The 1391-nt window shown below is 54.4% G+C and carries 1 rRNA gene; it reads right to left on the reverse strand.

Going from position 1 to position 1391, the window contains the following annotated elements:
• Positions 1-67: 67 nt before the first annotated feature.
• A 16S ribosomal RNA gene (locus EV282_RS20040) occupies positions 68-1391 on the reverse strand; the annotation flags it as partial.

A 1391-nucleotide genomic window follows, 5' to 3' on the forward strand; every position in this document is an offset into this window, starting at 1 on the left:
TCAAAACTGAACAAAAGACAAAAGGTGTACTTACGAAACAGTCGAAGCTGTTTCATAATCTCCATAGAAAGGAGGTGATCCAGCCGCACCTTCCGATACGGCTACCTTGTTACGACTTCACCCCAATCATCTGTCCCACCTTCGGCGGCTGGCTCCCAAAAGGGTTACCCCACCGACTTCGGGTGTTACAAACTCTCGTGGTGTGACGGGCGGTGTGTACAAGGCCCGGGAACGTATTCACCGCGGCATGCTGATCCGCGATTACTAGCAATTCCGGCTTCATGTAGGCGAGTTGCAGCCTACAATCCGAACTGAGAATGGCTTTTTGGGATTGGCTTGGCCTCGCGGCTTCGCAACCCTTTGTACCATCCATTGTAGCACGTGTGTAGCCCAGGTCATAAGGGGCATGATGATTTGACGTCATCCCCACCTTCCTCCGGTTTGTCACCGGCAGTCACCTTAGAGTGCCCAACTGAATGCTGGCAACTAAGGTCAAGGGTTGCGCTCGTTGCGGGACTTAACCCAACATCTCACGACACGAGCTGACGACAACCATGCACCACCTGTCACTCTGTCCCCCGAAGGGGAAAGCTCTATCTCTAGAGTGGTCAGAGGATGTCAAGACCTGGTAAGGTTCTTCGCGTTGCTTCGAATTAAACCACATGCTCCACTGCTTGTGCGGGCCCCCGTCAATTCCTTTGAGTTTCAACCTTGCGGTCGTACTCCCCAGGCGGAGTGCTTAATGTGTTAACTTCAGCACTGAGGGTGGAACCCCCCAACACCTAGCACTCATCGTTTACGGCGTGGACTACCAGGGTATCTAATCCTGTTTGCTCCCCACGCTTTCGCGCCTCAGCGTCAGTTACAGGCCAAAAAGCCGCCTTCGCCACTGGTGTTCCTCCACATCTCTACGCATTTCACCGCTACACGTGGAATTCCACTTTTCTCTCCTGCACTCAAGTCTCCCAGTTTCCAATGACCCTCCACGGTTGAGCCGTGGGCTTTCACATCAGACTTAAGAGACCGCCTGCGCGCGCTTTACGCCCAATAATTCCGGATAACGCTTGCCACCTACGTATTACCGCGGCTGCTGGCACGTAGTTAGCCGTGGCTTTCTGGTTAGGTACCGTCAAGGTACGAGCAGTTACTCTCGTACTTGTTCTTCTCTAACAACAGAGCTTTACGACCCGAAGGCCTTCATCGCTCACGCGGCGTTGCTCGGTCAGGCTTTCGCCCATTGCCGAAGATTCCCTACTGCTGCCTCCCGTAGGAGTCTGGGCCGTGTCTCAGTCCCAGTGTGGCCGATCACCCTCTCAGGTCGGCTACGCATCGTCGCCTTGGTGAGCCGTTACCTCACCAACTAGCTAATGCGCCGCGGGCTCATCTGTAAG

Origin of the sequence: Fictibacillus sp. BK138 (assembly GCF_004216955.1) — a bacterium.
GTDB lineage: Bacteria > Bacillota > Bacilli > Bacillales > Fictibacillaceae > Fictibacillus.